The organism is Erythrobacter sp. JB1-7, assembly GCF_057365015.1.
In genome coordinates, this window is record NZ_CP200291.1 from 1810320 (window position 1) to 1833048 (window position 22729).

Consider the following 22729-nt stretch of genomic DNA (forward strand, 5'->3'; position numbering starts at 1 on the left):
TCGCCTTGTAGCCATGACGTGTGCTCGCTTTCCGCTGAGCTTGATGAATGTCCGATTTTGGGTCGTAAGCTGCCCGACCGCTATGGGGCGGGATGCTGACAGTCCGCTTTCGAACGCTATAGTGGCGAATCTAGCTGCCATTGGACCGAGGTGGCGCAGTGCTCTTTTAATATTGAGGCATCTGGAGATGACCGACTTTGTTCAGCGCGCTTTGGATTACCTCCGGCCGAGGTGTCCGCAAGGCCCGGTCGATCATGGTTTGCCTGTCACGCTGAACTTCCATCCCGACCTCGTGGTGGCTGGCTCATTGGTGATTGATCGTTTGGTTGCGGATGGAGTCTACCGTTCGCAGTTTGAGACGGGTACGAGCAGTGGTGGTTTGACCGCCTACCGAGGAGGAGACCGATGGCATTGGGAAAGCAGGATATTTGGTGGGGCCTATGACGAGGCCGATCCATCGCTTAGGCCAAAGTATGGGTCGCTGAACCATCGGAACGAGCCCGTCGGGGGATCGCGCCGCTTTGGGTCCGCGCACTTTCGTTTGCGTTCGCATGCTCTTGCGAGGACCACTTTCAGCTATCCCGACAGCCATTTGGAGCCGGATGACTTTGCAGTAGAAGACGTTCGCGAGCTAATTGCGCTGGCTGAAACGAATGGACTCTCTCTAGATCCTTGGCTCGATAATTACATTGAGGCGCACGTTCATGGCCCGCTCGTTATTGCGCAGGACGTCGAAACGCTGATCCTAGACCCTTCGTTCAAGGGCAGCCGCATCGAGGATGCCGCCCTGTCGCTTGGTTGTAAGGTCGACTGGCACGCAGGTTTCTGCCTGTCGGTCGACCGGCTTGCGGAGTGCCGAACCTATCGAGGGCAAGAAGCAGCCGATGCGATTGTAAGGGTCGCTGAGGAAGGTTGCTTGACGCCGGCACGATTGTGGCGTGCTCGTGGAGCCGAGCTTGATTACCAAACAGCGAAGTGGGTTTGGCACTGCATTGCACGCTTTGGATACGGGTAAACAAATGGCGGCTTTGCAGCGTGCGGCAAGTGCCATTCAACGTCTCTATGTAGGGTCGATTGAAGACAGCAAGCGACAAATGGTTCGAAGGCCGCTTGTTGGGCTAGTGCCCACGCCTCTCCGTAGTCGGTTTGCCCATCTTTGTAAGGTCAGCTTCAGGAAAGTACTTCGCAGCGAGATTTTCCCGTTCAGCCGCTTGTTCGTCCTGTGCAACCGATTTTCTCTCGCCAATCATGTCGCGTGCAACGGTAAAGCTATCGTCAGGATCGATCACGAACCTATGTGCAAAGAATGCTTGCAGTGAATTGTAACACTCGACCTGTTCGGGACCGACCGCAATCGGTTGGCCAGTTCTAATGGCCTTTATCATAGCCGCCACCGGATCGAGGTCGCGAGCAGCATCAACAGCTTGCTTCATCTGCTCGCGGGAAATCTCTCCGGCCATCAGCTTGGACAGCGCGTATCCCGCTACCTCCTTGTCGCGGATTTCGTCAGACGCTTTCATCATCTTGCCGAGCACTGCTTTGTCATAGGCGCAGAGCATCACGTCTGACCCGAGCGGCAAATAGATCTGGATATAGGCGGCCCCAATGCCCAAGTGGCCAGTATGCATAGTCCTTGGCTCGTCATTGTGCAGTACCACGGGATGATCGCCAATATAGAAAGAACGCCCATCCGGCGGCGTCATTAGGAAGAATTCCTTTTCGGCCATGATCTCGGCATACTTTTCGAGATTTTGCACCTGATGGCGGATGTGCTCTTTTTTGAGCCCTTCCTCGTCGAGGTTCGTCAAGCCATCAACCTTTACTGGGTCGAAGCCCATCCTCTTCACATGCCGACGCAGTTGATCATCTAGCCGCTCTGGCATTAACCGCATGCCCTTGGTTCTTACGAACTGGAAGGCCACTAGAAACGCGAGGTTTGCGACCTCCTCAGGTGTGCGTTCCAGCGTCTTCTCCGCCCTGATCCGTTCGATGATGGGGGCAAGATGCGCCTCAATGAGACCTGTCCATGGCTCGATGGTCGCAAGCACATCATCATCGACCCAAAATTCGTTGAAGCGACGCTCGCCCATGATGTTGTCGATGGCCGTTGGGAAGAATCTCTCCGCTTCGAGATCTAGAACGTGAACTTGCTCTTTCGCAGCGCGCTTGGGGTCACAGCTGAGGAAGCCGCGAAGAAGGAGCTTTGGAACGTAATGTTGATGCTGCGCAGCCATACTACAAAGATGGGCGACAACGTCTCAAAATCCAGACTTGTCGACGTCAGCGCAGTAAGCTTCCACTGGCAAGATAGCGTCTGCTTTCGGGAGCAAGTAATCCGGCAACCTACGTCTTGGATTGGGGTCGGCAACAGACTGTCGGCTTTGAGCACAGGTTAGCTGAAGAGTGGACTGACCGCCCGGCCGAAGTGCCCTAGTTTAACTGCTCATAGAACGGACATTGGCCGGAACTGCCAACTTGCTGAGGATTTCATTGCAAATTGCGGGCCTTCGCACTAATCTACTGAAGCATTTGAGATTGCTATAGTAATCACCAAGGGACGCACCGCTGCTACGGTTGCGTCCCTTTTGCATTCGAGTAAGGCCTGACTGATCTCGCTAGCGTGCTTGATGGCCGCGCGTCAGTCAGCAATGAGGACGGCCACGTTCCGGCCCCGACCCTCGACATCCGTTTCCGCAAGATAGGCAATTGGAGGAAGGCGAAACTAAAGGCCCATCGCAGAGCGATGGGTCCGGGCGGCAGACCGTTATCATACGCTAGGGCAGGTTCAGCGCTGCGCTAGATTGAAAAGCTCCACGCTGAACCTGCCTCCGGAACCGAGTCAACCAACACGACATTCTGGAGTCACACGAACTCGGAGAACTGAGTCAAAAGAATTGGCGTCAATAAACACACTCAGCTTGCGCTGTCTCTCATCTTGCAACGCGAGTATCCCAAAGAAGCAGATCGGATACTCATAACTGCCGCAGAAAATGTGCGAGAGCATCATGGCTGAGGACATTCGCACAAGCAAAAAAGCAGCCACTCTCGTCCATCAATCCGCACGCGGACAGATCAAGAGAAACGCGAACAATTTCACACGCGGATCACAGCTCTTTCATCACGAAGTTTGGATGACTTGGGCAGGTGTTAGACTGCCTCTCTTTTTCTGGCTTTCAACAGCGATCATTTTGTTCGTCACGCTGGGCTATTTCAACTTCAAAGATCACGAATTGCAGCTCGTGCTTATGCGGGGCCTCGCGACCTTTTGGGATTGGATAAATCTCAACGCCAACAAGCTAGTGAACCTCACCGTTCCAAGTGGCCATGTTGTGCGTACAACAATGGAAATGGTTCTCTATCATCCAGACGTTCAAGCCGCATGGGATCGCGCATTGCAGATCACTGCAACTTAAATGATCGCAGCGGCCTTTATCTGCGTTCCCATCACAGTCTGGTAAGTTGATTTTTCTCGCCGCCGTGGATCGGAAATCTTGACCGAACGCCATGAGCGCGGAGCTATCCTTGTCGAGCGTCTTTTACTCATAAGGGCTGTCGAAGATTACAATTGGGAAAAACACTCAGAGGAATGCGCAGCGTGTGATCCCAAAGAGCATCCCACCAATATCCTCAAAACTTCCATTCGTGAACGCACAAAACAAAAAATTCACGTTCCCTATCGCATGGCAACTGTGCCCGTTCCATGGCGTCTCGAGCAAAGCCACACCATGCTCATTGGAACGACCGGCGCGGGTAAGACCACAGAGCTTAAAAAGATAATCGTGCAAGCACGCGAGCGCGGCCATCGCTGTGTCATCTTCGATCTCACCGGCGGCCTCGTTGAAAACTTCTTTCGTCCTGAAACTGATGTGATCTTAAACCCAATGGATCAACGCTGCGAAGCCTGGTCCTTGTTCAATGATTGCGAAAGCTATGCAGACTTCATAAGCGCCGCAAGCGCGCTCGTCCCAACCGGCCATAATGCCGAAGATGATTTCTGGCAAAAGTCAGCGCGCGGTTCGCTTTTCTAAGAGCTGTTCCCCGTCAGCGTTTGTGAGACAGATTGAGGTGATTGGATAGAGGAGTGTTTTGGTCTCATCGTAGTGACTGTAAGGAACGAAGATGAGATCAAAACGAGCAAATTCCAAAGCACCTGCTGAGCGGGTGGTGAAGGATATCAGGCGCAAAACGCGGCGTCAGTTTTCAGCGGAAGAGAAGATACGGATCGTGCTTGAGGGCCTGCGCGGCGATGACAGTATTGCCGAGCTGTGTCGCAAGGAGGGCATAGCCCAGAGCCTGTATTACACCTGGTCGAAGGAGTTCATGGAGGCAGGCAAGCGCAGGCTTGCTGGCGATACTTCGCGTGCGGCGACCACTGACGAGGTGAAGGACCTGCGCCGGGAAGCGCGTGATCTGAAGGAGGTTGTGGCTGAGCAGGCGCTGGAGTTGCGTCTGCTCAAAAAAAGCACAATCGGGGATGGGGGAGACGAAGAATGAGATACCCCGCCTCTGAGAAGCTGGAGATCATCAGGCTGGTCGAGCGATCCCATCTACCAGTGAAGAAGACACTGGACATGCTGGGCGTTGCCCGTCCTACCTTCTATCGTTGGTACGACCTCTATCAGCGCTTCGGTGAAGCGGCGTTGGAGGATCAAAAGCCCGGACCACAGCGCGCATGGAACCGTGTCCCTGAGACCATCCAGCAGCAGATCGTCGATATGGCGTTGGAGTACAGCGAGCTATCGCCCAGAGAGCTGGCGGTGCGCTTCACCGACGAGAAGCGCTACTTCGTGTCTGAAGCCACGGTTTACCGGCTGCTTAAGGCGCACGATCTGATCACCAGCCCTGCCTATACCGTGATCAAGGCTGCTGATCAGTTCCACACCCAGACAACACGTCCGAACGAGATGTGGCAGACAGACTTTACCTACTTCAAGATCATCGGATGGGGTTGGATGTATCTATCGACCGTGCTGGATGATTACTCGCGCTACATCATCGCCTGGAGGCTATGCACGACCATGAAGGCCGAAGACGTCACCGAGACGTTGGATATGGCTCTGCAAGCATCGGGCTGCGACCACGCCCACGTCAAGCACAGGCCAAGACTGCTATCCGACAATGGGCCGAGCTACATTGCTGAAGAACTAGCCGACTATCTCGGCAAGAACGGCATGGATCATGTGCGTGGTGCGCCGTTCCACCCGCAGACCCAGGGCAAGATCGAACGCTGGCACCAGACACTCAAGAACCGTGTTCTACTGGAGAACTACTTCCTGCCCGGCGATCTGGAATGTCAGATCAAGGCCTTCGTCGAGCATTACAACCATCAGCGCTACCATGAGAGCCTCGACAACGTCACACCTGCCGACGCCTACTTCGGCAGGGCCGCAACCATCATCCAACGAAGAGAAAGGATCAAACGACAGACGTTAAAACATCGGCGCTTGCTTCACCGAAAGCTAGCCGCCTAAAACACATCAACCAGATGAGACCATACACTCGCTAAGCCAAAACCCAAGCGAGTCTCAATTTATCTGACGACGGACAATTTCGGTCTAAGCCGCTATCTCGGGATATGCTTGATGCATATCGTCTAAGCCATCTTCGGCATATACTGCGTATAGCGCCTGTGCGATGCGGTAGTCTTCGATGTAGTCGATATCGATCCCGGCCAGTTTTGGCAGCTCAAACAAGTGTGGGCTTTCTCCCAGAAAGTATTCTCGCTCCAGCATTAGCGAGCGCGGGGCCATATAGAGGCTGTTGGTGACGCGGTGCCAATTGGGCAGATCTTGCGAGATCGTGTGATTGCGGCTCGCTTCGTAATTGAGCGCGCCAGTGTCGGACCAATAATAGTCCTTGGCCGGGTTTACGCCCACGAGTGAATCTGCGCAGCCGTTCACCGCATGCGCTTCATAAGCGCGAAACGCCGCTGCATATTGGGCAGGCGACATCAGCGGGCATACGACTGTTGCCCAGGCGATGTGTTCATGCGGGATGTGCTGCACAATGCCCGTGATAACATCGCAAAACGGCGCATCATGCCCGGTCGCAAGCGCGCGGTCGCGATGGTGGCGCGAGACGCCGAAGCGGTGAGCCAGCTGCAAAAACTCCTCATCTTCGCTGGAGAGATAGATCCGATGCGGCTCGATCACTTTGATCAGCTGGGATAGCTTCCATTCGATCAGGCTGCCTTGATCGCCAAAGGGCAGCAGGCACTTTTCCTTGATGCGGGAGCTTCCGCGCCGTGCGGGGACAACTATGCCGAGATCAATCATGGTGCAGGGTTCCTTGGGTGAGGCGCATAGGTCAGGCGCATAGGTGAGGTTAAGCGGCGGCCTTTGGTGCAAATTGCGCGCGGTATTTCTCGATCACTTGTTCCCACCTATCGGGGCGGTGCGGGCGCACCGCGTAGTCGGCAATCATCGCGGCGCTGAGCGCAGGGTCGCTGGGGGCAAACACGCAATTGGCGTAGTGATAGGCAAACCAGCGCCGCGTCATTTGTGCATCGGGCACGCGGGCGCTTGCCGCGCGGATATCGGCGATCATTGGCTCTACCGCGTCATAGGCGTTGATCCATTCGCCGGACTGAAACGATGACAAGCGGGCCACCGAATTGCCGAAAGCGGCGCATGGGGCCCAGCTTTTTGAATTGCTCACAATCATTCCGTCGCAATGCAGGCTTAATTCCAATGTCCGGCGGCCTTGCGATGGACCGCTTTCCAGCAGGACGACGCGTTCATCCTGGGCGGCAATCGCAGCGTTGACGGGCAGGATATTGGCATAAAGCTCGTTCAAAGGATGCTGCGTCACTGCCAGCACGCAATCATCGGGAATACATTGTGCGATGGCAGTCACCATGGCTGCATTGTCGGCAAAGGGCAGATGCTGGGTGAAGAAGTTTTCCGGATGCTCATATTCCAGCGGCAGCGCGATAATCTTGCGATCCTGCGGCAGGCCATTTTCGGCGCAGAATTGCGCGCGGCTGGGGAGCGACCGGATCAACGGTTCCACCTGATCGGCCCACAGCGTATCGCCGATCGCATCGAGCCGCGCTGCTTCTTCGGATGTAAAATCCGGCATCAATCCGTAATCGAACAAAGTGTCTGCCAGCCTGATCCGATTGACCCCGCTTTTGAGCGGCGGTGCAGCCCCTTCCATCATATGCTTGACCACGCCGGGAAAGCGCGCGGGCGCCTTCATATCGGCAGAGCGGCACAGGGTAAGATCGGGCGCCAATTCGTTGACGAAATCCAACAGCGCAGCATCTTCGCTCGCATCCACGCGCAATTGCGGGTGGCTTGGCCCGTCAAGCAAATGCCAGAACACGCCGCGGGCTTGCTCAATCAAGGGAGCTTGCCCTGCTCCCAATCCTGTGCCGCGCCATTGCGGGGGCGCCATCACGTGCACTTCGTGCGCTTTGGACATGGCCTGAATGAGCGGGAAGATCACCTCGGCAAACCACCACGGGGTCACGACGGGAATGTAAAACATCACGCGGGCGATTGCGGGATGCGCGGGTTGCGGGGTAAAAGGCATGAAACTGATGGAGCAAGAGCCATGCCAGCATCAGATTTCCGCCATAGCAGGGTTTTTATGAATGGGCGCGGGGCCAGATCATGCCGCTCCGGCAGCATTTTGCCGGGCTGCAGGCTTGCCAATTACCGCCCGCGCGGGGCGCTGGTGACGCTGGCGCGTTCAATCAGGGCGAATCCATCATCGCGCGGCATATCCGCGTCTGGATCGCCGGTTTTTTCGACCCGTTTCATCAACCGGCTGCACGACTCCGCAAAATGTTCGGCATAGGCCTGATGCAGCACCGTGAGCGCCGGCTGAGCCAGCGCGAGGCCCGGCTGATCATCCAGAACCAGAACCGACAGGTCATCTGGGACTTTGATTGACAGCTGCTCAGCCGCTCGCAGCACAGCCAGCGCGGTTTCCTGCGTTTCGGCAATGATCGCGGTCGGGCGAATGGTTGGTGTCAGCCAGGTGCGCGCCATCTCGAGCGCTTCGTTAAAGCGCAACGGCACATCGGACATAAAATGGCCATGCGCGCGGCTGGCGACTTTGACCAGCGCGCGGCGATATCCGGCCAGCCGTCTGCCGGAGCGCACTGCATCATGCAGGCCGCTGAGAAAACCGATCTGACGGTGGCCGCGGGTGAGCAGATGTTCGGCTGCGGCTTCGCCAAAGGCTGCATCATCAAGGCCGGGTGTCATTCGCCCAAATTCGCTGCGTTGCCCCAGATAATCGGCTGCAATGCCGCGCTCAGACAATGCATTGCGAATATCGACATTCTCTTCAAGCGAAGGGCACAAAATCACGCCATCGGGTTTAAGCGAAGTAAGCGCGCGGATGATTGTAGCGGCTTGATGGGCGCTGCCGGAGCCTGGCGCAACTTCTTCAAACAGCAGGCTGTACCCATGCGGGGTGCATGCCCGCATACCTTCCAGCATCATGGTATCGAGCGGCAACCGTCCCATGTCCCGGCCCACGGCATCGCGTTCAAATGCGGCAAGGATGACATAGCTGCGCGCCCCGCCCATTCGCCGCGCCGCAAGATTGGGAACATAGCCGAGCTGCGCAATCGCTTCTTCCACCCGCTTGCGCACAGCGGGGCGAACATTGGGCTGGGCATTGATGACGCGCGACACTGTCTGGCGGGAAACCCCCGCCGCTTTGGCGACATCTTCGATTGTGATGTTGCCCGGCTTCATTGGCGGACAGCCCCCTTCGCACGCTGCGTGATTGCACGGTGCCGTATGGGCGCGCCAAATTGAAGATTGCTTACCGCATGACTGGGGTGGATTGCGGCAATATCTGTGGATTGTCAGTTCTGCGCGGGCCAGCCTGAACGCTGGCAGTGCCCCGCTTGCTGTCAAAAGCCGTTTTCAAGAAACTCGGCCGCGCATCCTGCCAGCATCGCAGCGCCGTGCGGCATGGCGCTTTCATCGACATGCATGCGAGGATTGTGGAGCGAGCAAGCGCAGCGCCAATCGTGATCGCCCTGTTTTGCAACGCCGAGGAAAAACATTGCACCCGGCACTTTTTCAAGCACGTATGAGAAATCTTCTGCCCCCATGATTGGGTCTTCCAGATCATTCCATCCGGTTTCATCGCCCATGGCGCGCACGACTTTTTCGCCCAATTTCACCGCGCGCGGATCGTTGAGAGTGACGGGATAGCCATGGTCAATTTCGCATTGGGCCGAAACGCCGTGGCCTGCCGCAATGGCTTTGACGGTTTGGGTAATGATCTCGTGCGCTTTGGCGCGGTGCTTTGCTGACAGGGTGCGGATTGTGCCTGCAATCATAGCGCTGTCGGGGATGATATTGTGCGTTGTCCCTGTATGGATTTGGGTGACAGTTACCACCACCGCGCTGGTCGCTTTGAACCGGCGCGTCACCATTGTTTGCAATCCCGATATGATGGCGGCGGCAGCCGGAACAGGATCGGCGCAATCATGGGGCATGGAGGCATGGCCGCCTTTGCCGGTCACCGTGATCGTGAATTGATCGGCCGCCGCCATAAGCGGCCCTGGCCGTCCTCCAATCACCGCAAAAGGCGCATTGGGCATGATATGCAAGGCAAAGGCGGCATCGGGCAGCGGATCAAGCAGGCCATCATCGATCATATACCGCGCGCCGTGAAAGCCTTCTTCGCCCGGCTGGAACATGAAATCGACCGTTCCGGCAAGATCACCTTGCCGCTCGCACAAAATGCGCGCGGCCCCTGTTAGCATGGCCGTGTGCGTGTCGTGCCCGCAGGCATGCATCCGGCCTGCAATTGTGGAAGCAAAGGCGAGGTCTGTCTTTTCCTCCATCGGCAGCGCATCCATATCGCCGCGCAGCAGCACGCGGCGGCCGTGCGCGCCTGCTTTGCCGCCCCTCAGGGTCGCAACCGCGCCCGTGGTCGAGCTGCCTTCGCGCCATTCCAGTGGCAGATCGGACAGGGCATCGCGGACTTTCGCCATAGTCAACGGGCATTCGAGGCCCAATTCGGGTTCGGCATGGATTGCCCGGCGCAAAGACGTGATCTGATCGGCATGGCCGCGCGCGGCGTCAAGGAGCGTTTGTGTGAGCATGCGTTTAGTTTAGAGCGCAGTGATCGCTTGTAAAAGGGAGAATTGAATTGGCCCTCTCAAGTGCAATAATGTCACGTTGGTTAAATTGCAGGCGTGCTACCCGCCTAAAAACGCAGCTTAGCGGTTGGAACTTGCGTTTTACCGAACATATATATGACAGAATTCCGCAATTGTGTCATTGGCGCGCTGCTGATTGATGAACAAAGGATCTTTTGAGGACCGCTATGTCCAGCACAATCTACGACTTTGCGCCGCTGCCTGTTTGGCAGATGAGCGGTCGTATTGTGCGCGGCCATACGCCTGAGACAACGCAGCGCGGCCCGGCGCGCGGCGCGCCTGATTGCGAAACAGCGCCGAAGGTCGGAGTGATCTACAATCCGCGCAGCCATCGCAATCGCAATTGCCCCGAGGCTGAGGCGAGGCTCAAGCAGGATCTGGGAAGCAATATCCATATCGCGCAGCCTGACAATCGATCAGCCTTGCCCGAAGCTTTGGCAAATTTTGCCGCGCAGGGCATTGATCTGCTGGTCATCGATGGCGGCGATGGAACCGTGCGCGATGTCCTCACATGCGGCCATGCGGTGTTTGGCGCCAACTGGCCCAAACTGGCTGTTCTGCCGCGCGGAAAGACGAATGCCCTGGCGCATGATCTTGATATTCCGTCCGAATGGGGATTGGCCGATGCAAAAGATGCTTATTGCAAGGGGTCTTTCGCCGAACGGCGTCCGTTGGCGATTACTCGCAACGCCAAGGGTGAGAACCCCGTCTTCGGCTTTATTTTAGGGGCAGGCGCGTTCACCAAAGCTACGCAGGCCGGGCAATCTGCCCACCGGCTGGGCGCATTCAACAGCATGGCGGTGGCCAGTACCGCGCTGTGGGCGCTTATTCAGTCCTTAACCGCCAGCCGCGCCAATGTGTGGCGCAGAGGCGCGGTGATGAAAATCGGCCTTGGCCCGGACAAGGCACCTTTGGGCCATAGCGGGCATGGCGATGAGAAAAGGCGGCAATTGCTGTTCGTCTCCAGCCTTGAAAACATGCCTGCAGGCATCAACCCGTTTGGCAGCGTGCAAAAGGCTGGTGCCACTCAGTTTAAACTGGTCGCGATTGATCAGATATCTCGCCGGACGACCGCACTTATTCCGTTTGTTCTTGCAGGCTATATGACCAAGGGCCTGCGATCGCGCGGCATCCACCAATTGGCAGCGTCCAGCCTTTCTCTGTCGCTCGAAGAGCCGTTTGTTATGGATGGCGAATCCTTTCCGGCGGGTGATTACACGCTTGGATCAGGGCCTGACCTGCGCTTCGTGACCCCTTAAGCACGCTGTTCGCCATGACAGACGCATCGCCTCTCTCCGCCCGAATTGCCGGGCAATTGGATATATCGGTGCAAGATCAGGCGGCGCAGTTTGCGCATGTTCTTGCGGAGGAACGCGGCGCTGTAGCGGTGCTGTTTTACGGATCAAACCTGCGCACGGGCGAGCTTGAAGGTGTGCTCGATTTCTACCTGCTTTATCGAGGCGGCGATGAACCGCGTATCTGGCCACGCGTCAGCTATCATGAGCGCGCTATCGCCGGGCATGATTTGCGCGCCAAAGTCGCGGAAATGACGCTCGATACCTTTGCGAAAGCCGCCGCGGGCGAGCTGATCGATACGACCATCTGGGCGCGTTTTGTCCAGCCATCGGCGTTGATCTGGGCAGCGGATGAGAAGGCGCGCGGATCGGTCGCCGATGCCATTGGTGCAGCCTGCCAGACAGCGGCGCGATTGGCAGCGGCTTTGGGGCCAGCATCAGGCGGGGAAAGCGCGTTTTGGCGCGCGCTGTTCCAGGCGACTTACAAGGCGGAATTGCGGGTTGAAAAGCCGGGCCGCGAGGAGGACATCCTCAGCAAGAACGCGGCCCATTTCGATGGGCTTTTGCCCGAGGCGCTTAATGCGGCGGGCATTGGTTTTGAGGCCGATGGCGCGCAGATCACTCCGCACCTTTCAGCGGGTGAGCGGCGGGACATTCTCAGCTGGTGGAAGCGGCGCCAGCGGCTGGGAAAACCGCTCAATCTTGCCCGGCTGGCTAAGGCGACGACGACATTTGAAGGCGCCGCGCGCTATGCTGCATGGAAGATCAAACGGCATACCGGACGCGAGATGAAAGTCGGCCCAATGGCAGAGCGTTTTCCGATCCTTGCTGCACCCAGTGCGGCGCGCGCGCTGTGGCAGCACCGCCGCAATCGCTGACCGGCTGGATCAGCCCATGTAGAGCATGTTGATCGTCATCTTCTTGACTGTGTCGCCAACATTAAATCGGGTTTTGCTGACCGACGGCTTGCCCAGATTGAAGATGTTGATCGAGGGATTGTTCGACATCGCGCCGCCATCCGATGTGATATCGGTTTTGCCATTGCCATTGGCATCGTGGCGCGCGGCAATGGCGTAGCTGCCCGCTTTGGGCACGGGCATACAGATCGTCATGGTGCCTTTGCGCGCAGGCACTTCGATCCGGTTGATCCAGCGCCCTTTGGCCAGCCATTCCGACTTGTTTGCGCGGTAGCTTTGCAGGCGCACTTTGCCTGATGAGCTTTTAACCCCGCGAATGGTTACGCGCACAGCCGGCCCCGCGCCGGGAGAGCAGGCGCGCAGATTGTTGCTGATTTTCTGGCCGTATTGGACCTGTGCATTAGCCGAAGCAGGCATTGAAAGCACAGCAAGGCCAGCCATGAATGTTGCCGCCAGTTTGGCGCCGCTGATGCGGGAGGATATAAGTTTCATCATCATTAGTCCGTTAGGTAACTTCACTGTGCAAGGCGCAGGCATTTTGGCCGAGCCTTCATCAATCTGCGTGCTTTATGCGCAAAAGTGCGTGAATTAACGCTGAATTTTATCGTGTGGGGCGTTCACACACCCGCCAAACGCTTTCATAAAGCTGTAGCATCGTGGAAAACCTGCAGAAATATGCTCAGCCCGCCTGTTAGCGCAATTGGCGCTGCCGTATGGAAGGGTGCGCACGAAAGGGCGCTCCAACCCATGCGAATTATGTCATGCCAGCACCGCTGATCTCACCTTCCATTCTTTCAGCCGATTTTGCGCGGTTGGGCGAAGAGGTGCGTGCGATTGATGCCGCTGGGGCGGATTGGGTGCATATTGATGTGATGGATGGGCATTTTGTGCCCAATCTCACCATTGGGCCGGATGTGGTGAAGGCTTTGCGCCCGCATTCTGACAAGCCGTTTGACGTGCATCTGATGATTTCGCCGGTTGATCTCTATCTTCTGGCCTTTGCCGATGCAGGCGCGGATATCATCACCGTCCATCCCGAAGCGGGGCCGCATATCCATCGCACAGTGCAAGCGATCAAGGCTTTGGATTGCAAAGCGGGCGTGGTTTTAAACCCCGGAACGCCGGTGGATGTGCTCGATAACCTGATGGATTTGGTTGATCTGATTTTGGTGATGAGCGTCAATCCGGGCTTTGGCGGGCAGAGCTTTATTCGCTCTCAACTGGGTAAGATTTCAGCGATCAGACAAATGATCGATCAAACAGGGCGCGCTATTCACCTTGAGGTTGATGGCGGTGTCAACAAACAGACCGCGCAAGAATGCGTGGCAGCGGGCGCAGACGTGCTGGTCGCAGGATCAGCCACATTCAAAGGTGGGCAAGAATGTTACGCGGCGAATATCGCGGCGTTGAAGGGAAAAGCGTAATGCAGGGGCTGTTCCGCGAAAAAGACCAGGAGGCGGCGAATCCAGCCGAATTGGGATCGGCACAGGCTGCCGGTGATAGCGCGCTGCCATTGGGCGGTGATGACGAACCCCAAGCATTAACAGGTGAGGCCATCGAGCAAGAGGGCGAAGCAGCAATAGAACCCTCGCGCGCGCTGGCGATCACTGATGTGGTTGCGCCGCGCGCAAAGCCGGGGGAGGCGCTGATCCGGTTGGCTTACCGGCTGGGCGTTCCGCGTCAGGCGCTGGCGGCTCCATTTCGCCGCGCTGCGCCGCTGCGATTGCTGGCCACAGTTACGAGCCCCAATACAGGCGACCGCGCTGCCGGTGTCGCTTTGCGGGCCGGGCATTTTCTGGTTCATTCGGTCAAAGCGCCGATTGGCCAGGTGGACTTTTCCGGTTCCACCCGGCTCAGCCCCGGCATCGAGCGATCGGTGCACAGTTTTGGCTGGTTGAGCGATCTTGCGGCGAGCGCGCCGCGCGGTGATTGCATTCCTGTGGCTGAGCGGGTGACGGGATTGTGGCTCGATGCCAATCGCCAGACGGGCAAAGGCGCGGCGTGGGAAGTGGAGCGCACCGGGCTGAGGCTGATGGCCTGGCTGGTTTATGCTCCGCTGATCCTGGGCGGCGGCAATGAAGCTCTGCGTTCGCGCCTGCTTAAAGCCATTGATGAAACCGCCACCTGGCTTGATCGCAAGACCTCGCGCGCCAGCACGGGTTTTGGCGAAGTTGCAGGCTGGGCCGGGATCACCGCTGCAGGGCTGCTCCTGCCCGAAGGCAAACCACGCAAGCTGTATGGCGAGGCGGGATTGATCCGCGCCTTGGGAGATCTGATTGGTGAAGATGGCGGCGTTTTGTCGCGCTGTGCATCGGTGCAGATGGACACGATTGCGCTGCTGAATGATCTTATCGCTTGTTATGAAGCGGTGGATGAGGACGTGCCGCAAGCTTTGATTGTCCTGCGCGAATTGCTGGTTCCCCCGCTTTTGGCGCTGCGGCACGGCGATGGCGCTTTGGGTAATTGGCAGGGCCAGAACGCGATTGCGGCAGACCGGGTTTCCGCTGTGATTGCGGCCAGCGGTGTGCGCACTCGCCCGCTTGCCGAAGCGGGGCAATGGGGTTTTCAGCGTATGCGCGGGGGTGAAACTATGGTGCAATTTGACACCGCCCCGCCGCCGCGCGCGCGGTTTGCGCGGGTCGGGTGCGCGTCCACGCTGGCCTTTGAAATGTCCGATGGGCCCACCCGCATCATCGTCAATTGCGGCGGATCAGCGCTGGCTGGCGGGCAAGTGCCTGCGCGCATCGGCCAGGGTTTGCGCGCCACGGCGGCGCATTCCACACTGGTGCTCGACAATGCCAATTCGACCGCTGTGCTGCTGCATGGCAAGCTTGGCAAAGGGGCAGAGACGGTCGATGTCGAACATCGCTCGCTGCAAAAACACGGGCGCGAGGCGGTGCGGGTTTCTGCTTCGCATGATGGCTATGTGGCGCGCTTTGGATTGACGCATAGCCGCACATTGTCGCTGCGCGCTGACGGGAGCGAGCTTGCGGGCGAGGACATTTTGCTGCCCGCATCGCGCAAGGGCAAGAATGGCAAAGTGGGTTTTGCAATCCGCTTTCATCTGGGCGCGGGTGTCGAGGTGCATATGTCCGAAGATGGACGCGGAGCCAGCCTGCTGCTGCCCGATGGCCGTCTATGGCAATTCCGCCTGCGCGCAGATGTGGCAGGGGTTGGCGATGTCGAATTGTCGAGCGAAGACAGTCTATGGGTCGATAGCGAGGGCCGTGCGGTTTCCACCGAACAATTGGTGATCGAGGGGCTGACATCGCGCGGCGGCGGGCAGTTCTCTTGGCTTTTGAAGAAGATGGGATAACCAAAACGCATGGGTGATATGGCGATCAAACGGGCGCTGTTGTCAGTGTCTGACAAATCGGGCTTGGCCGAATTGGGTGCAGCCTTGGCAGCGCGCGGCGTCGAATTGGTCAGCACGGGCGGCACGGCGCGCACCCTGCGCGAGGCGGGGCTTGATGTTCGCGATGTCTCGGACCTTACCGGCTTTCCCGAGATGATGGATGGCCGGGTTAAAACGCTGCACCCTGCGGTCCATGGCGGGCTTTTGGCCCTGCGCGACAATTCTGAACACGTCGCTGCCATGCAGGCGCATGACATCGGCGGAATCGATCTGGTGGTGGTCAATCTCTATCCGTTTGAGGCGACCGTCGCAAAAGGCGCAGGCCGCGAGGAGATTATCGAGAATATCGATATTGGCGGGCCTTCGATGGTGCGCTCTGCTGCAAAAAACCACGGTTTTGTGACGATTCTGACCGACCATGCCGATTACGGCGCTTTGCTTGAAGAATTGGACGCGAATGATGGCGCGACGTCCGATGCTTTTCGCATTCGGATGGCGGGCAAGGCCTATGCGCGCACCGCTGCCTATGATGCAGCGATAGCCAATTGGTTCGCATTTGGTGATGCCTTCACGCATCCGCTTGGCGCAGAGGCTTTGCACGCGACCCCGTTTACCGAAACGATGCCGCTGGCGTTCAAGCGGGCGGACACGTTGCGCTACGGCGAAAACCCACATCAATCTGCTGCCATTTATGTGCCGCAGGTTGTTGGCGGAGCAGGCGTGCCGCAAGCCCAGCAATTGCAGGGCAAAGCGCTCAGCTACAACAATTTGAACGATGCAGACGCCGCGTTGGAACTAGCGGCCGAATTTGCAGGGCAAGACCCGGCGGTGGTGATTGTCAAGCACGCCAATCCATGCGGAGTGGCACAGGGTTCCACTTTGCTGGACGCATGGACCCATGCGCTGCAATGCGACAGCGTGTCAGCCTTTGGCGGGATCGTGGCGGTCAACACCGAACTGGACGGCGCCACAGCCGAAGCGATTGCAGAGATTTTCACCGAGGTCGTCATTGCGCCCAAAGTGAGCGCGGATGCGCGCGCGGTTTTTGCCAGAAAGAAGAATCTGCGCATTCTGGAATGCGGCACTCTGCCGGATCCGCGCCGGGGCGGGTTTGCGATGAAGTCCATTGCAGGCGGGATGCTGGTGCAAGGCCGCGACAATGGCGCGGTGTCTGAGGCTGATCTCAGAATCATGACCAAACGCGCGCCCACGCCGCAGGAATTGAAAGACTGCCTGTTTGCTTGGACGGTCGCTCGCCACGTCAAATCAAACGCGATAGTCTATGCCAAAGATGGTGCCACCGCGGGGATAGGGGCCGGCCAGATGAACCGGCGCGATTCGGCGCGGATTGCTGCGATCAAGGCGGCGGAAGCCGCCGAAACCTATGGCTGGGATGATCCGCGCACTCAAGGCAGCGCGGTCGCATCTGATGCGTTCTTCCCCTTTGCCGATGGCCTGCTGGCCGCCGCCGAAGCGGGGGCGAGCGCTGTCATTCAGCCGGGTGGTTCGATCCGCGATGATGAAGTGATCGAAGCAGCGGACGATGCCGGTCTTGCCATGGTGTTTACCGGGATGCGGCACTTCCGCCATTAACGCCACGCATGTCGCATTAAGCGGCCAAATGCCTCCAGCATTGCGCAAGACCGGGCTCACTGTGGTCGCACCGTAAACACGCTCCTGCGGCATTGCACGTAAGGGTGCGGCTGCAGCTTTTTACGCGATTGCCCGTAACTTTTTGAGCGAATGCCGCGAAATGCATCACAGGTACGGGCATTCATTCTTGCGTAAGCTCGATGGGTGCAACGGCCTGTTAAGCATATTTTGACATAGAGACGAACCGCAACCAACCGAGCAGAGACAATGCGCCTTTTCGCCCCCGACCTTTACCGCCTTCTTGGCTTTGGCTTTATCGCCGGAACACTGCTCGTTGCAGCGGCCAATGCGGATGCGTGGGCGGATAACCTGGCGCCTCCTGCGGCGGCTGCAGAACCTTTGCAAGCGCCCCAGGCTTCGGATGAATTTCGGATCGTCGACGTCCCTACGGAGACTTGATCAATGCGGAAAATTGCGCTGGCCTGCGCGGCTGGATCGCTGGTGGTGAGCGGATGCGCTTCCCCTGCTCTGGCTGCCGAAGAACCGGTAAACGCTCCTGCGCCCAAGCGGATAGCCAAAGAAGGCAAAGGCCTTAAAACCGCGATTTTTGCAGGCGGATGTTTTTGGGGCGTCGAAGGAGTGTTCAGCCACGTCAAAGGCGTGAAATCGGCTGTCGCTGGTTATCACGGCGGCGCAGCGGGCAATGCCAGCTATTCCAAGATCATCGCAGGCGGCACCAACCATGCCGAAGCGGTCAAGATCACTTACGACCCTTACGTGGTGCGCTATGACGAATTGCTGCGCATCTTTTTCTCAGTCGTCGCTGACCCAACTTTGAAGAACCGCCAGGGTCCAGATGTGGGCGCGCATTACCGTTCAGCTTTGGTGCCGCTTAACGCGGAACAGCGCGCCGTTGCCAAATCCTATCTGGCGCAAATGGGCCAGTCAGGCGTGTGGAAGCGGCCTATCGTCACACGCATTGAAAAGCACCGCAAATTCTTTGTCGCGGAAACCTATCATCAGGATTTCATGGCCAAAAACCCCCGCCACGGATACATTCTGCGCTGGGACAAACCCAAGGTTCGCTCGCTAAAAGTGATGTTCCCGAACGATTACCGCGCCCAATTCCTGCGCGATAGCGCCTGACAATCGCCCTGCGTGTCGCTATAGTCGGCGGTATGACAGACACACAGACTGCATCCGCTCAGGTGGAGACCCAAGCTGAAGCACACTCGCATTCAGACCTTGAAGGCGCGCAGCTAATCCAATCGGCCAAATCCGTTTTGGTCGCGCAGGGTGAAAAGTGGACTTCCATGCGCGAGGCTGTTTTTACTGATCTTGCCGAACAGGACCGCCCGACGTCTGCCTATGATATCGCAGACCGCTTGACCGCCGCGCGCGGCAAGCGGGTGGCGCCCAACAGCATCTACCGCATCCTCGATGTGTTTGTGACGAACAATTTGGCGCTGCGCGTGGAAAGCTCCAACGCCTTTCTCGCCAACACCCATCCCGGCTGTGTGCATGATTGCATTTTCCTCGTCTGCGATGAATGCGGGGAAGCCAAGCATGTCGATAATGAAGAGATCAGCGCGACCTTGCGCTCGCTTGCCGCTGCCAATGCGTTCAAAGCAGAACGACCCGTGCTCGAAGTGCGCGGGCTTTGCCATTTGTGCACCTGAGCAACTCAGTTTGCGGGCAAGCGGGCCTTACAGGCAAAATTGTCACACAATTCAGTCACCCACAGCCGCACTGCCCGCAATTCCAAAGGTTAACCGTTCATCGACAGGCACGTTTTTGCCGTGTAGAGCGGGCTTGATATGACTCAAACGCCCGAAACTCCGCTGCTCGATACGGTCCCGACACCCGATGAGCTCCGCCAGCTCCAACCGGAGCAATTGCGCCAATTGTCCGATGAATTGCGCACCGAAATGATCGATGCTGTCAGCGTGTCTGGCGGGCATTTGGGGTCCGGCTTGGGCGTTGTCGAACTGACCGTCGCTATCCATTATGTGTTCAACACGCCCGATGATCGGTTGATCTGGGATGTTGGCCACCAATGCTATCCGCACAAAATCCTCACCGGCAGACGCGACCGGATCCGCACCTTGCGCCAAGGCGGCGGATTGTCCGGTTTCACCAAACGGGCGGAAAGCGAATATGATCCGTTTGGCGCGGCGCATTCCTCGACCTCGATCTCGGCAGCGCTTGGCTTTGCCATGGCGAACAAGATGAATGATAGACCGGGCCGGGGCATCGCAGTCATCGGCGACGGCGCGATGAGCGCCGGGATGGCCTATGAAGCGATGAACAACGCGGCCCAAGCGGGCAATCGGCTCGTCGTGATCCTCAACGATAACGATATGTCCATAGCGCCGCCCGTTGGCGGATTGTCTGCCTATCTGGCGCGGATGGTGTCCTCTTCGGAATATCTCGGCCTGCGCAGCCTCGCGTCCAAAGCGGTCAAGAAAATGAGCCGCCGCATGCATGAAGGCATGCGCAAGGCCGAAGAATATACGCGCGGCATGGTGACTGGCGGCACTTTGTTTGAAGAGCTTGGCTTTTATTATGTCGGCCCAATTGATGGACACAATCTGGATCATCTGGTGCCCGTGCTCGAAAATGTGCGGGACACATCAGAAGGTCCGGTGCTGATCCATGTCGTGACGACAAAAGGCAAGGGCTACAAACCCGCCGAAGAAGCGTCCGACAAATATCACGGCGTGCCCAAATTCAACGTGGTGACAGGCGAAAAGCAGAAAGGGTCCGCTGGCCCGCCAGCCTATCAGAATGTGTTTGGCGACACTTTGGTCAAGCTTGCGAACGAAGACGACCGCATCTGCGCGATCACAGCGGCTATGCCATCAGGCACCGGGGTGGACCGTTTTGCCAAGGCGCACCCGGAACGCAGTTTTGATGTTGGCATTGCCGAACAGCACGGCGTGACTTTCGCCGCTGGCCTTGCTGCCCAGGGCATGCGCCCGTTCGCGGCGATTTATTCGACCTTTCTCCAGCGCGCTTACGACCAAGTGGTCCACGATGTCGCGATCCAGAACCTGCCAGTGCGCTTTGCGATTGACCGGGCCGGCCTTGTCGGAGCGGATGGCTGCACCCATGCGGGCAGCTTTGACATCACCTATCTGGCAACTCTGCCCAATATGGTGGTGATGGCGGCTGCGGATGAAGCGGAACTGGCGCTGATGACCTATACGGCTGCCCAATATGACGATGGCCCGATTGCGTTCCGCTATCCGCGCGGCAGCGGCACCGGCGTGCCGATCCCTGAAACACTGCACTCACTGGAAATCGGTAAAGGCCGCGTGGTGCGCGAAGGGTCCAAAGTAGCGATCCTGTCACTTGGCGCGCGTTTGGAAGAAGCCAAGAAAGCGGCTGACACGCTTGAGGCCAAGGGGCTTTCGACGACGGTTGCCGATTTGCGTTTCGCCAAGCCATTGGATGAAGATCTGATCGAACGCCTGATGCGCGAACATGAAGTGGTGGTGACCGTCGAGGAAGCCGCGATTGGCGGTTTGGGCGCGCATGTTCTGACATTCGCCAGCGATGCAGGGCTAACCGATAACGGGTTGAAAGTGCGCACCATGCGCTTGCCCGATACTTTCCAGGATCAAGATTCGCCCGACAAGCAATATGACGAGGCCGGATTGAACGCCCCGCAGATTGTCGAGACGGTTCTGAAAGCGCTGAAACACAATTCAGCAGGCGTTGATACAGGCGGTGTTGAGGAAGCGGCGGGGTAAACTACCGAAATGGGGGCGCTGCTCGGCTTGCCCGAATGGGCCTTTGCGACCCTGTTCGTTCTTGTTTTCGTGGTGTTTGTTGGCACGCTGGCGTGGCGCAATACGAGGCGCCAAATTCAAGATACTCTCGCAAGGCGTCCAAATCCTAACCGGTCTGATTTCCTTGAGCTGATGTCAGTCGATGTGTCCTCAGAAGCCGCTGCGTTTATTTTCGATAATGCGGATGAGCTCTTGAGTATCTTTAAGCCTCGGATCACTTGCCACCCGGTTGATGATTTTATCGCCGATCTTCCAATCGATGAAGAGGAGTGGTTCGAATTCTGGCCCACCGAGTGGGCCAAGCAACAGGGAATTGGAGAGGGTAGTTATCCAGATTGGCCAAGGGAATGGTCTACGACGGTGCGCAATTATGGCCGTTGGCTCGACCTCTCAGTGCACGGTGCGTCAAACGACTCTACCTGATCTGCCCGGCCATCACTTCGCCGCGCTCAAAATTCAGGCTGAGCGGTGGTGTTTGCGATTGTGCGCCATCCCCGCCTTCCGCGTCCTCAAATTCTTCCGGATAATCATCGCCCGGTTCGATCACGCCTTCAACCTCCAGCAGGATCAGCGGCGGCTTTGGTGGTTCCTCGCCGCGTAACAGCGCAATCTCGCGTTCGCGGCGAGCCAGATACGTGTCACGGCGCGCGGCATAGGGGTCAACCGTCTGGTCAATCCGGGCAAGCTCTGCATCCACTTCCAGCCGGGCATCGAGCGAGTTCACCACGAAATAGGGCAGCGCATATTCGGGCGTGTTGAACGGTGCGCCGACCGCGACAGGCAGCACAAGCTGGTCAATCCCGCTGCCGATCAAATCGCGCACGCTGGTCGCGCCGGTGAACGGCAGATAGAGATATGCGCCCGCCTCCACCCCATAAAATCCCAGCGTGTTGGCAAAGCCATTGCGCCGGTACGGAATGCCGATGCCGGGCTTTTCCGCCATATCAAACACGCCGCCAAGACCGAGAGTTGAGTTGATCAGCAGCCGGGTGAGCGAGCCCAGCGCTTTGCCAAATTTGCCTTGAAGCAGAAAGTTGAGCGCATTCACCGGCTCCCCCAGATTGCGCACGACATTGCCCAGACCATCGCGAATGGGGGTCGGCAGGCCATCGCGATAGGCATAGGCAACAGGCTCGACAAAGGCATCGTCAACTGCCTGCGTGATCCGGTAACTTTCGAAATTCAGCGCTTCGGCCGGGTCGTTTCGCGGCGGGCCATATTCGCCTTCCACGACGATTTCGTTGCCTTCGTCTTCGCTGCTTTGGGCGCTGGAACCCTGTGATGGATCATCCAGCGATGCGCCGCTTTCCAGCTCGTCGGTGACGATAGCATCATCGCCAGACGCAGGCGGCAGGGAGGATTGCTGTTCTTCCGATTGCTGCCCCGCAGATCCCTGTACCGCTGTTTCCTGGCCAGACTTCAGTGACCAGTTGAGCGACAGCAATTGCCCGCTCGTCTGCTGCTGACCTGCTTGGACGCTGGCAAAAGCTGCTGTGACCGACGACGCCGGACGTGCCGCATTCTCCCCCGTTTCCGCCTGTGCGGGCGCTGCGATTACGCCTTGCGCAATCAAAAGCAGTCCAGCCGCAAACATCAGACGCACAGGTGGTATAGCGAATCTCCAAAATCTGCGAAGC

Annotated in this window: 21 protein-coding genes; 14 read left to right on the forward strand and 7 right to left on the reverse strand. The window is 57.8% G+C overall.

What is annotated here, in order from left to right:
• The first annotated feature begins 187 nt into the window (after window positions 1–187).
• A complete protein-coding gene (locus AC0V6W_RS08830) occupies window positions 188–1015 on the forward strand; it encodes a DUF3626 domain-containing protein (protein WP_486149166.1) in 828 nt (275 codons plus the stop codon).
• Between the two features lie 103 nt (window positions 1016–1118).
• On the opposite strand, the gene AC0V6W_RS08835 is transcribed toward AC0V6W_RS08830, so the two are convergent.
• Entirely contained in the window at window positions 1119–2234 is a 1116-nt protein-coding gene (locus AC0V6W_RS08835; RefSeq protein WP_486149168.1) for a DUF4238 domain-containing protein, read from the reverse strand.
• 771 nt (window positions 2235–3005) lie between these two features.
• On the opposite strand from AC0V6W_RS08835, the gene AC0V6W_RS08840 reads away from it, so the two are divergent.
• From AC0V6W_RS08840 to AC0V6W_RS08850, 3 genes are all read left to right on the forward strand, one after another.
• Complete coding sequence (locus AC0V6W_RS08840) at window positions 3006–3413, forward strand: hypothetical protein (RefSeq protein ID WP_486149170.1); 408 nt, start codon at window positions 3006–3008, stop codon at window positions 3411–3413.
• 78 nt (window positions 3414–3491) lie between these two features.
• Window positions 3492–4028, forward strand: coding sequence for a type IV secretion system DNA-binding domain-containing protein (locus tag AC0V6W_RS08845; RefSeq protein WP_486149172.1), 537 nt, complete (start codon window positions 3492–3494; stop codon window positions 4026–4028).
• Between the two features lie 91 nt (window positions 4029–4119).
• Window positions 4120–5471 (forward strand): IS3 family transposase gene (locus tag AC0V6W_RS08850; protein WP_486148010.1). Its coding sequence is split into 2 segments (ribosomal slippage): window positions 4120–4456 and window positions 4456–5471, totalling 1353 coding nucleotides; the frame shifts between segments, so codons are not numbered across the junction.
• 84 nt (window positions 5472–5555) lie between these two features.
• Here the strand turns inward: AC0V6W_RS08850 and AC0V6W_RS08855 are convergent.
• From AC0V6W_RS08855 to AC0V6W_RS08870, 4 genes are all read right to left on the reverse strand, one after another.
• Window positions 5556–6275 carry an acylneuraminate cytidylyltransferase family protein gene (locus AC0V6W_RS08855; protein ID WP_486149174.1) on the reverse strand — a complete coding sequence of 240 codons (720 nt, stop codon included), beginning with the start codon at window positions 6273–6275 and terminating at the stop codon, window positions 5556–5558.
• A gap of 49 nt (window positions 6276–6324) precedes the next feature.
• On the reverse strand, window positions 6325–7536 hold the full coding sequence (locus AC0V6W_RS08860) for a hypothetical protein (protein ID WP_486149176.1): 1212 nt from the start codon (window positions 7534–7536) through the stop codon (window positions 6325–6327).
• 122 nt (window positions 7537–7658) lie between these two features.
• On the reverse strand, window positions 7659–8714 hold the full coding sequence (locus tag AC0V6W_RS08865; RefSeq protein ID WP_486149178.1) for a LacI family DNA-binding transcriptional regulator: 1056 nt from the start codon (window positions 8712–8714) through the stop codon (window positions 7659–7661).
• Between the two features lie 161 nt (window positions 8715–8875).
• The gene (locus AC0V6W_RS08870; protein WP_486149180.1) at window positions 8876–10081 is read right to left on the reverse strand and encodes a M20 metallopeptidase family protein; all 1206 of its coding nucleotides are present in this window, start codon (window positions 10079–10081) and stop codon (window positions 8876–8878) included.
• 224 nt (window positions 10082–10305) lie between these two features.
• On the opposite strand from AC0V6W_RS08870, the gene AC0V6W_RS08875 reads away from it, so the two are divergent.
• A complete protein-coding gene (locus AC0V6W_RS08875; protein ID WP_486149182.1) occupies window positions 10306–11397 on the forward strand; it encodes a diacylglycerol/lipid kinase family protein in 1092 nt (363 codons plus the stop codon).
• 14 nt (window positions 11398–11411) lie between these two features.
• The gene (locus AC0V6W_RS08880; protein ID WP_486149184.1) at window positions 11412–12311 is read left to right on the forward strand and encodes a hypothetical protein; all 900 of its coding nucleotides are present in this window, start codon (window positions 11412–11414) and stop codon (window positions 12309–12311) included.
• A gap of 9 nt (window positions 12312–12320) precedes the next feature.
• Here AC0V6W_RS08880 and AC0V6W_RS08885 read toward each other — a convergent pair whose 3' ends face one another.
• Window positions 12321–12848 carry a DUF2141 domain-containing protein gene (locus tag AC0V6W_RS08885; protein ID WP_486149186.1) on the reverse strand — a complete coding sequence of 176 codons (528 nt, stop codon included), beginning with the start codon at window positions 12846–12848 and terminating at the stop codon, window positions 12321–12323.
• 263 nt (window positions 12849–13111) lie between these two features.
• Here AC0V6W_RS08885 and rpe point away from each other — a divergent pair, with 263 nt between their 5' ends.
• The 8 genes from rpe (at window position 13112) to AC0V6W_RS08925 (ending at window position 21515) form a co-directional block, all read left to right on the forward strand.
• On the forward strand, window positions 13112–13774 hold the full coding sequence (rpe, locus tag AC0V6W_RS08890; RefSeq protein ID WP_486149188.1) for a ribulose-phosphate 3-epimerase: 663 nt from the start codon (window positions 13112–13114) through the stop codon (window positions 13772–13774).
• Window positions 13732–15666 carry a heparinase II/III family protein gene (locus tag AC0V6W_RS08895; protein ID WP_486149190.1) on the forward strand — a complete coding sequence of 645 codons (1935 nt, stop codon included), beginning with the start codon at window positions 13732–13734 and terminating at the stop codon, window positions 15664–15666. Before rpe ends, AC0V6W_RS08895 begins: the two co-directional genes overlap by 43 nt.
• A 9-nt stretch (window positions 15667–15675) precedes the next feature.
• Entirely contained in the window at window positions 15676–17298 is a 1623-nt protein-coding gene (gene purH, locus AC0V6W_RS08900) for a bifunctional phosphoribosylaminoimidazolecarboxamide formyltransferase/IMP cyclohydrolase (protein WP_486149192.1), read from the forward strand.
• Between the two features lie 267 nt (window positions 17299–17565).
• Window positions 17566–17757 carry a hypothetical protein gene (locus AC0V6W_RS08905; protein ID WP_486149194.1) on the forward strand — a complete coding sequence of 64 codons (192 nt, stop codon included), beginning with the start codon at window positions 17566–17568 and terminating at the stop codon, window positions 17755–17757.
• A gap of 3 nt (window positions 17758–17760) precedes the next feature.
• Complete coding sequence (gene msrA / locus AC0V6W_RS08910) at window positions 17761–18444, forward strand: peptide-methionine (S)-S-oxide reductase MsrA (RefSeq protein ID WP_486149196.1); 684 nt, start codon at window positions 17761–17763, stop codon at window positions 18442–18444.
• Between the two features lie 32 nt (window positions 18445–18476).
• A complete protein-coding gene (locus AC0V6W_RS08915) occupies window positions 18477–18977 on the forward strand; it encodes a Fur family transcriptional regulator (protein WP_486149198.1) in 501 nt (166 codons plus the stop codon).
• 138 nt (window positions 18978–19115) lie between these two features.
• Window positions 19116–21053 carry a 1-deoxy-D-xylulose-5-phosphate synthase gene (gene dxs, locus AC0V6W_RS08920; RefSeq protein ID WP_486149200.1) on the forward strand — a complete coding sequence of 646 codons (1938 nt, stop codon included), beginning with the start codon at window positions 19116–19118 and terminating at the stop codon, window positions 21051–21053.
• Between the two features lie 9 nt (window positions 21054–21062).
• The gene (locus tag AC0V6W_RS08925) at window positions 21063–21515 is read left to right on the forward strand and encodes a hypothetical protein (protein ID WP_486149202.1); all 453 of its coding nucleotides are present in this window, start codon (window positions 21063–21065) and stop codon (window positions 21513–21515) included.
• Here AC0V6W_RS08925 and AC0V6W_RS08930 read toward each other — a convergent pair.
• A complete protein-coding gene (locus AC0V6W_RS08930) occupies window positions 21508–22686 on the reverse strand; it encodes an MlaA family lipoprotein (protein ID WP_486151524.1) in 1179 nt (392 codons plus the stop codon). The two genes, AC0V6W_RS08925 and AC0V6W_RS08930, sit on opposite strands and share 8 nt — an antisense overlap.
• Window positions 22687–22729 lie beyond the last annotated feature (43 nt).